Annotated in this window: 5 protein-coding genes and 3 tRNA genes; 4 read left to right on the top strand and 4 right to left on the bottom strand. The window is 51.2% G+C overall.

What is annotated here, in order from left to right; translation table 11 throughout:
* The coding region (locus tag ACJROR_RS05050) for a hypothetical protein (RefSeq protein WP_406546142.1) at positions 1-1,785 on the top strand (1,785 nt) is incomplete at its 5' end.
* Positions 1,786-2,421: 636 nt separating this feature from the next.
* On the opposite strand, the gene pnp is transcribed toward ACJROR_RS05050, so the two are convergent.
* The 4 genes from pnp to ACJROR_RS05030 form a co-directional block, all read right to left on the bottom strand.
* On the bottom strand, positions 2,422-4,839 hold the full coding sequence (gene pnp, locus ACJROR_RS05045; protein WP_406546141.1) for a polyribonucleotide nucleotidyltransferase: 2,418 nt from the start codon (positions 4,837-4,839) through the stop codon (positions 2,422-2,424).
* A 127-nt stretch (positions 4,840-4,966) separates the two neighbouring features.
* Complete coding sequence (gene rpsO / locus ACJROR_RS05040; RefSeq protein WP_406041018.1) at positions 4,967-5,236, bottom strand: 30S ribosomal protein S15; 270 nt, start codon at positions 5,234-5,236, stop codon at positions 4,967-4,969.
* 110 nt (positions 5,237-5,346) lie between these two features.
* The gene (gene ruvC, locus ACJROR_RS05035) at positions 5,347-5,880 is read right to left on the bottom strand and encodes a crossover junction endodeoxyribonuclease RuvC (protein ID WP_406041020.1); all 534 of its coding nucleotides are present in this window, start codon (positions 5,878-5,880) and stop codon (positions 5,347-5,349) included.
* 31 nt (positions 5,881-5,911) lie between these two features.
* Positions 5,912-6,862 (bottom strand): hypothetical protein, encoded by a 951-nt coding sequence (locus ACJROR_RS05030; protein ID WP_406546140.1) that lies wholly within the window; start codon positions 6,860-6,862, stop codon positions 5,912-5,914.
* Positions 6,863-7,184: 322 nt separating this feature from the next.
* Here ACJROR_RS05030 and ACJROR_RS05025 point away from each other — a divergent pair.
* From ACJROR_RS05025 to ACJROR_RS05015, 3 genes are all read left to right on the top strand, one after another.
* A tRNA-Lys gene (locus ACJROR_RS05025) sits at positions 7,185-7,260 on the top strand.
* 333 nt (positions 7,261-7,593) lie between these two features.
* A tRNA-Lys gene (locus ACJROR_RS05020) sits at positions 7,594-7,669 on the top strand.
* 16 nt (positions 7,670-7,685) lie between these two features.
* A tRNA-Val gene (locus ACJROR_RS05015) sits at positions 7,686-7,761 on the top strand.
* The last annotated feature ends 4 nt before the right edge of the window (positions 7,762-7,765 follow it).

Here is a 7,765-nt window from a genome sequence, read left to right as displayed (position 1 = left end):
TACTTAACAAAGGAATTTGAAACAAACCCAATTCAAAAATGCGAAGAATATAATCTTGATGTCTACAGAAATGTTTTAAACTTAATCATTAAAAATGTTAATACAGCGAAAGAACTTTATAAAAATGATGTAAATCTGATTCTGCAGTTTGCAGAAACTTTGGCGCAGCAGTATTATATTGAAATTGACAAAAAAACTCTGGGACTGATAGCGTACAAGGCGGGAGAATATCAAAAGGCTGCCAACATTTTGGAAAAACTGAAGGATCGTCCTAAAGAATATTACAAATGCAAATGCAAATTGGTTCCTTTTCCGGACAATCTGGTTTTCCGCGAGCACACAGAGGATCCTTCGTGGATGCGGCACGTTGTCGAGGACAAACGCAGCTGCAGGAAGGACGTCACACTTACCGCCGATCAGCAGAAAATTGTCTCGGAAGCCTGCCTGTCATACGGTAATAAGGATGAAATCACAGAGAGTCTGGTTTACTTCTGGACAAATGCCAGAAATATAACTGAAGCAAGAAAATATGCCGGAATAGCCAGGGAAAAGAAAATTTCTTATGCGGCAGACTGTATTGAGACGCTGTTCAGCTACCGCTGGGGCAGCATTAATGATGCGCCTCTTACCAGTGAATACAAAGATCCCCGGCTGAACGCCATAGCGGCAATACTTAAAACAGTTCAAAAAATAAAATCTGATGATTTTATCAAAAGGATAAAATGGCTGACAACACAGAACACACCTGATGAAGAAATATTCATAAACACTTCTAACGATTCATATTTTCCAAGCTTTTTAGATAGAAAATTCGGAATATTTAAACAGGCAAAATGGAATAGTATTATTTTGTTTGAATTAGGGACGTATCTGGAAAAAGACCTTAATTCTTGTGTGCATGCGCAATTGTTTTACGAATGGGCTAATAAAAATCAGGCTGCAGACAAAGACACGCAAACAATAATCAGAACTCGCTGGATAGCTAATATAATGAAACAGGCAGAAATGGAGCTAAATAGCGTTAGAGCCAATGAGGTAAAATACAAGGAATTAATGGCATTAGCCAAGGAAAAGATCGGTACCTTTGGGATAAAATTTAACATAGAAGAAGAACGGGAAAATTACCCTAAATTCGATAACTGGAAAGGAATTTTCAGAGACATCCTTCTTTTGCCGCCTGATAAGAAGCCTGCTAATAACCGCCGCAAAAAACCGGAACATGTCAGGGATCATGATGATAAACACGATAATAAGACCGGCGGATTATTTACTGATAAACCCGGTGCCGGTTCGGCAATCATAGAAGGCAATAATAAGCAAAGCAAGCAGTCTCTCTCAGGTCTCCCTCTCAGCGACAGCAAGGACGACATCCTGAGTAACCCCATGACCGGGATAAGCAGAAGGCTGCTCGCAGGTAACAACGATACAGAAGTCTCTGCGGACATCCCGGAAAATATCAAGGAGAAAGCTCCCTGGAACACCTCCAAGGAACTGCTGCGCAATGCCTATTACGATTATTATATCGGAGACTACAAATTCAGATTCAACCCGCAGAAAGGAGAACTGTCCATTCGTCTGGAAACCGAAGACGAGGATCTTGTAGTCAAAATCAAGGGCGGCAAATTCCCAGAAGACAGTGACTTCTGTGTCAAAGACGGCAGACTCATCAAATCTGAAACCGGCGAAAAAACTCCGTTTCTCTTTGAGCACAATAAGGACGGGATCACAATTACCGATACTGAAAGCGGCAAAGTGATAGCCTGCCCTCTAGCTAAAAAGGGGTAAGCAAGATCAGCAGACAAGATGAACGAGGATCCTTTTTAGAAAACTTCCCCTGCTCGCTTTTTGGGAGGGGACGTGTTTTTTCTGACGCCGAGGGACCTTCTGTCCCGATGATGTGATGTAAGGACTGTTTCTCAGAAAAAGCCGGGGATTACCGCAGCAATTCTCCGGGACACGCGTGAACGGAGAGAATTTCAAATAAACAAATGCAAGGATCTGCGGACATGTCCGGCGTACCTGAACCCGCTGGAGCCAAAGGAAACACCGGATTAAACCGGGAAAAGATCTGTTAGACTCTCCGAATCTCAGCTGATAGATCTTTTCATAGCTATTGGCAACCTTATGTTTAAGTCGGCCTGAATCTTGAGGAAACCCGCGGAACGCTCGCTGCCATGCTGAATTTGACTGCTCCCCGTCTCTGCTCCGTATTTGCCCCTGGCTTATATGCAAATACCGCAAATGAAGAAATTTGCCATAAAAGGCAAAAATCTTCAATGAGGCGCCGCGGGCCGGAAGCTTTTCCGGCAAAATCCGGTTCAGCAGGGGCGAGCGTTATTCTGCAAGGCTTTAACGTAAAAACCCGCTTCGGCTGACCGAAACGGGCTTCTCATCACTTAAGACTTAAGGAACAATCCGGGATTAGTTTTCCTGCTTATCCTGCTGTTCCTGATTCTCAGCGGGGGCGGCTTCAGGCTGCGGAGCGGGCTCGAACACCGGTTCGCCGTCTTCCTGAGCCGGAGCTGCGGGCTCTTCCTGAGGAGCCTCCGGAGCGGGGGCTTCAGCTTCTGCCTGAGGTTCCTGAGCCGAGGCTTCAGGAGCAGGTTCTGCCGGAGCAGCCTCTGCTTCAGCCGGAGCGGCAGCTTCGGCGCCGTCATCCTCGTTTATCATGGCATTGATTTCATCATCGCCGGGAAGCGGAGCTGCGGGAGCCTCAGCCTCTGCCGGAGCTTCAGGAGGCGGGATCAGTTCCTTGATGGAGAGCTTGATTCTGCCCTGTCTGTCCAGAGCCAGCACCTTCACGTCAACCTGCTGCCCGACCTGGATGTAGTTGTTAATATCCTCGATTCTTTCCCAGGCAATCTGAGAGATGTGCACCAGACCGTCCTTGTTGGGGAGAATGTTAACGAAGGCGCCGAACTCAGCCACCTTGGTTACGGTGCCATGATAAACGGCTCCGATTTCCACCTCGGCGGTGATCTCCTTGATGCGGCGCACTGCTTCCTTGGCGCGGATGCCGTCAGCGGCGGCGATCTTAACCACACCGTCATCGGTAATGTTGATTTCGGTGCCGGTTTCCTCGGTGAGAGCCCGGATTACGGAACCGCCCTTGCCGATAACATCCTTGATCTTGTCAGGGTTAATGGTAATGGTGGTAATGCGGGGAGCGAACTGAGAGATCTCGGCGCGGGGTGCCGGAATGGCCTGATTCATTACCGAAAGCACGTGCATTCTGGCCTCATGAGCCTGCTTGAGAGCAATCTGCATGATTTCGCGGGTAATGCCTTCGATCTTGATGTCCATCTGGAGAGCGGTAACACCGTCGCTGGTGCCTGCTACCTTGAAGTCCATATCGCCCAGATGATCCTCGTCACCCAGGATATCGGTCAGCACCTGGAATCTGTCGCCTTCCTTTACGAGGCCCATGGCAATGCCGGCTACGGCAGCCTTGCAGGGCACGCCGGCATCAAAGAGAGCCAGGGAACCGCCGCAGACTGAAGCCATGGAGCTGGAGCCGTTGGACTCGGTGATTTCCGAAACCACCCGAATGGTGTAAGGGAAGCTCTCCGGATCCGGGAGCACAGCGGAAAGACCGCGCTTTGCCAGACGGCCGTGGCCGATTTCACGGCGCTTCGGAGAACCGATGCGGCCGGTTTCGCCCACGCAGTAGGGAGGGAAATTGTAGTGCAGCAGGAATCTGTCGGTTCTTTCGCCGCAGAGCTCATCGATAATCTGAGCATCTCTCTCGCTGGCCAGAGTACAGGTAACCATGGCCTGAGTCTCGCCGCGGGTAAAGAGAGCGGAACCGTGCACCCGAGGCAGAAGTCCGGTGCCCACGGTCAGAGGACGCACCATCTTGGTGTTGCGGCCGTCGATACGAGGTTCGCCGTTAAGAACTCTCTCGCGGACAATGCTCTTTTCCAGAGAGTGGAAATACTGTCCGGCGCGGGACTTGTTAAGCTCCTCGCCTCTTTCCTGAGCCTCGGTTTCCAGAGCGGCCAGGGTAGTCTCGCGGATCTCCTGCACCTTGTTCTGGCGTTCCAGCTTGTCGGTAATGCGGTAGGCATCGCCCAAAGCGGCGCCGGCCAGCTCGCCGATTCTGTTCTTAAGACCCTCGTCAACCTGAGGAGGCTGCCAGTCCCAGGGCTGCTTGTTAACCTCGGCGGCAAACTCCACAATGGCATCAATGGCGGTCTGCATCTGCTCATGTCCGTACATTACAGCGCCCAGCATGGTATCCTCAGGAAGAATGTCAGCCTCGGATTCCACCATAAGCACGGCCGGCTTGGTGCCTGCAACTACCAGGTCGAGCTTGCTTTCGGGCATCTCGGACTTCAGGGGATTCAGCACATACTGACCATTGATAAAGCCTACCCGGGCAGCTCCCACCGGGCCTCTGAACGGAATGCCGGAGATCTGCAGAGCAGCGCCGGTGCCGATAAGAGAGATGATGTCAGTGGGAATTTCCGGATTGGCGGATACTACGGTGACAATAACCTGAACCTCGTTGGTGAAGCCCTCCGGGAAAAGCGGACGGATGGGTCTGTCAATAAGACGGGCAATGAGAGTTTCTCCTTCGGACGGACGGCCTTCGCGCTTGAAATAACCGCCGGGAATGCGTCCTGCTGCGTAGGAGCGTTCCTGGTAGTCAACGGTAAGCGGGAAAAAGTCCTGATCATCCTTGGCAGGATCCTTTTCCTTTTTGCCTACTACTGTAACAAATACTGAAGTATCATCCATGCTTGCCATAACAGCAGCATCTGCCTGACGGCCCATAGCCCCTGTTTCCAGGGTAATGGTATGGCGACCGTACTTAAACTGTTTTACTATAGGGTTCACTCTGATTACCTTAATGTTTGCAAATTCACGTTTTTTACGTCCGCCATAGTATAGTTTTAACCAGAATTATCAGCAACAAAAAAAGGGAGCTCTCTGGCTCCCTTTGTGCGGATCTTAAAAAAATTTCTTAGCCGCGCAGACCAAGCTTCTTGCAAAGCTCAGTATAACGATTCTCGTCCTTTTTCTTCAGGTAGGAAAGAAGGCTGCGACGCTCGGCAACCATGCGGAGCATGCCGCGGCGGCTGTGGAAATCCTTCTTGTGAACAGCGAAATGGCCCTGCAGATGATTAATCTGAGCGGTAAGAAGAGCAACCTGAACTTCAGGTGAACCGGTATCATCCTTGGAACGTGCGTATTCGGCTACGATCTTGGCCTTGGCTTCAGTGCTTAGTGACATTTTATAAACCTCATTAAAAAGCTGATTCAAGTACGCCCGCGGCCGATCACTAACTCAGCCGGGGTAACAAAACGCGCAAATTCTAGCAGAAAAAATTTCTTCCTGCAAGATCAGTACACTCTCCCCCGGGCATTGCCCTTGGTATTGGAGCAGCCTCCGATGGAAAGTCCGATAAGAGTGCCCACCGTGCTGGCATGACAGATGGCTCCCGCGAGAGCATCGGCGGCATCAGCCTGGGGACAGCCGTTCAGACGCAGCGTGCGCACCACCATTTCCTGCACCTGAAACTTCTCGGCATTGCCGTAACCCACCACCGACTTCTTTATCTGTCTTGCGGTGTATTCGTAAACGGGAATGCCGGCGTTTACCGCCGCCACCACGGCGGCGCCCCGGGCCTGTCCCAGCTTCAGGGCGCTGGCGGCATTGTTGGACATAAAGACCTCCTCCACCGCCACATAATCGGGATGCCACTCGGCAATAACTCCGGTGATGCCCTCATAGATCTGACCGAGCCTGAGAGACAGCTGCTCGCTTTCCATTCTGATGCATCCCGAGTCCAGGTATTTAAGATCCCCGCCCACGGACTCAATGACGCCGAAGCCCGTGATCCGGGAGCCGGGATCAATTCCCATGATTATTGCCATTTCCGTCTGTTCCTGCCGCCTTTATTGCGAATTACCGCTTCTGATCCTCTTTTTTGCCGGCTTCCTCTTCCTTTTTGGCCTTTTCCTTGTCCGCCCTTCTCTGCTCGAAGTAGCTGTCAACTCCGTCCCGCATGCTGTTCCAGCCGGATTCCAGAGCATCGCCGGCTTCGGTCAGAGCATTGTCAATGGACTTTCCGGCCTCATTGAGGGCATTTTCCAGATCCTCTCCGGCCTTGGTCCAGGAATCCCGGAACACCTCGGAATCGGTTTTGTAGCTCCAGTCAATGCCGTTTACCAGATCCGGGGCCAGGAATGCCGTGAATTCGCGGGTGGTCTTATCGCAGAGCTCCTGATCCATGGCGTTCCCCCGGCCGGATTCCATATTTCTGGCCTTAAGACGCTTCTTCACCTCCAGAGAAGCGCTGGGAGAACGGGCTCCCAGATCCCGGAAGATGGCATCCAGGCTCTTCTGATAAAAGTCGCCGTAGCGGCAGTCAACCCGGGGCACGGTATAGGTCTTGATGCCTTCCTTGCCGATTTCGCTTTTGGGAGCGCCGGAAGCGGTATTCGGCTTGGCGGGCTTCTGCTGCTCCTTTCCGGCAGCATCATCGTCATCATCGCTGAAAAAGTCCTTTACGGCTTTTCCGGCTTCGTCAAGGCTGCTGGAGACGCTGTCCGCAATCTGCTCCATGGTTCCCTTGGCATTGCGCTTTTCCACCAGAGCGGCCAGATGCTCGGCGTCCATATTGCAGACCTCCTGAACCATGGAAGCGTCTTTTGACTTCTCATGAAGATACTGCCGCACCTGCCGGGACTGTCCCGGATACCGGTCATCGATCTGACCGAGCACATCAGCCAGACTGCGGTCATAGGTCTTCTGACTGGAGCAGTCCACGGCGCCGTATTCGCCGCAGGCCTGAAGAAAGGGAGTCAGAGAGATTACAGCGGCCGCGATGCCGCAGGTTCTGAGTAAGCGCTTCATTTATTTAGCCTCGCAGAAAAATGTTGTCCGTGAAACACGGGCTTTTGGCAGGATCCGGCCAATCCTGTCCGGACATCGTCCCGGACAGAAAGCCGCTCCTGAAAAATTACCACAGCATCAGCTTAGATTCAAACAAAAACCGGAGGTTCCAAAGCCGGATAATAACCGGGGAGAAATCCTCCCGGAGGAGCGGCAAAGGATAACCCCATTCCCGTCCGTCAGATGAACGATGGCATAAAATCAAAAAAATACAAAAAAGTGTTGCCAGCGCCGAAAAAAGGAATATAATGCGCACTGTTCTCAGGAACAGCCCTTCTGTAATGGGTCCTTAGCTCAGTTGGTAGAGCAGTTGACTCTTAATCAATTGGTCTACGGTTCGAACCCGTAAGGACCCACCACTTAGTCTTTATTCTCCATTCTTCCCCGTGATTTTAGTTTTCAGAAAGAGAGCGTTTTTGCTTTTGCAGCGTCCGTAATCCTCCTTGTCCAGTTCCGGTATTCTGGCGGCGTTTTGCCGGTATCTTACGGGGATCAAGAGCAAAACTGCGGTATTCCCCCCGGTCTTCGTTCCCGAAAACGTCTGATAAAGCCGGGAGATCCGGATGTCATAGCGGCGAAGCCCGTCATGAAAGCGTTCTCAGCGAAAAAAGTTCATTTTTTTTCAAAAATCTCTTGCATAATTCCTAAAAAACCGTATCATGCACTCATCGCGAAACGCGATGCACTGTTCCGGGTCCTTAGCTCAGTTGGTAGAGCAGTTGACTCTTAATCAATTGGTCTACGGTTCGAACCCGTAAGGACCCACCAGAACAGGTTTCCCAGTGGTCGCTTAGCTCAATTGGGAGAGCATCTCCCTTACAAGGAGGAGGTCATAGGTTCGATCCCTATAGCGACCACCACTCA

Source organism: Succinimonas sp., assembly GCF_045225735.1.
In the GTDB taxonomy this organism is placed as follows: Bacteria; Pseudomonadota; Gammaproteobacteria; order Enterobacterales; family Succinivibrionaceae; genus Succinimonas.
This window is presented reverse-complemented; position numbering and strand designations above follow the sequence as displayed.

Excerpts from the sequence above, each read along its gene's own strand:
- rpsO (WP_406041018.1), bottom strand. The coding sequence starts at position 5,236 with ATGTCACTAAGCACTGAAGCCAAGGCCAAGATCGTAGCCGAATACGCA.
- ruvC (WP_406041020.1), bottom strand. The coding sequence starts at position 5,880 with ATGGCAATAATCATGGGAATTGATCCCGGCTCCCGGATCACGGGCTTC.
- ACJROR_RS05030 (WP_406546140.1), bottom strand. The coding sequence starts at position 6,862 with ATGAAGCGCTTACTCAGAACCTGCGGCATCGCGGCCGCTGTAATCTCT.